Origin of the sequence: Taishania pollutisoli (genome assembly GCF_014518315.1) — a bacterium.
GTDB classification, from domain to species: domain Bacteria; phylum Bacteroidota; class Bacteroidia; order Flavobacteriales_D; family Crocinitomicaceae; genus Taishania; species Taishania pollutisoli.
Genome location: NZ_JACVEL010000043.1, coordinates 1 through 918, shown reverse-complemented (window position 1 = coordinate 918; position 918 = coordinate 1). Strand labels below are relative to the sequence as shown.

General features: G+C 50.5%; 3 protein-coding genes. All 3 read right to left on the bottom strand.

All coding sequences use genetic code 11. From position 1 onward, the window contains the following. Positions 1-185: hypothetical protein (locus H9Y05_RS16215; protein ID WP_216714909.1), on the bottom strand; the 185-nt coding region annotated here is incomplete at its 3' end. Positions 186-241: 56 nt separating this feature from the next. Next, positions 242-577, bottom strand: coding sequence for a hypothetical protein (locus H9Y05_RS16210; RefSeq protein WP_216714908.1), 336 nt, complete (start codon positions 575-577; stop codon positions 242-244). 23 nt (positions 578-600) lie between these two features. After that, positions 601-918, bottom strand: a 318-nt coding sequence (locus H9Y05_RS16205) for a hypothetical protein (RefSeq protein WP_216714907.1), incomplete at its 5' end; no start/stop codon positions are given.

Here is a 918-nt window from a genome sequence, read left to right as displayed (position 1 = left end):
GCGGCATTTAGCACGAAATTAGCGGCATTACTGGTCGCCGTGGTGCCAGCTTTATCGGTAGCGTCCGTAGTTCCGTCAGCGGGAGTGCTTCCGGAAGCACTCCAGTTCATTCTGAATCGCCCGGTATCTACCGGACTAGCTTTAATAATCGCAGAAAACAACTTTATAGAAACCTGGCGCATCACCTTCTCGGGATTCTTTTTAGCCTTTTCCACGAACCTGGACACATCAAGCGCAAAACTCATTTTCTCACCTGAATAAAGTATGCCACAACGTCATCGTTAACCATCTTCTTCTCAATAGCAACTACAGACCATTGTTCTCCGCTAAACTGCACTTTGTCATCCATCTTCGGCACTACGCTATAATCTGCTTTAACCATCATGTCACCCGCCTGTATAGTAGTTCCGTTTACCAGACCAGCATTAACCGGTACAGGAACGGATTTAAGAGGGACCGTCGTGTCCGCCCCCCAAACGTACTCACCTAAAACAGGGTCCCATGTTTTTTGACCTTTCTGAATCAAGATTACGGTACTGCCGTATTTTGTTAACAGGCGAGTTCCTACACCTTGCATCCTTTTACTGAAAGCGGTGCTCATTATGCGGCCTCCAGTCTTGAGATGACCAGCAATGCGGATGGGGCTACGCCCCAGGAAGTAACCGTTGCTGTTTGAGGGTACAATCCACCAAAGTTAGACCCGGCCGCGTCTCGCATAATCTCTACCGCGAAGTTTTGCCCAGCGACGGCGTTAACTACCACACGCGATTCAATAGGAATCGTGGCGTCTGCGCTTGCCAGTTTAGTAGCGGCTGGTGAACCGAATTGGGCGCCGCCGAGCAGAACACGCGACAGAAGGATGGATGTTCCGCTCGCCCCGGTGCGCCCAGCCTGCAATTTAACACGGATAGCGTAGTT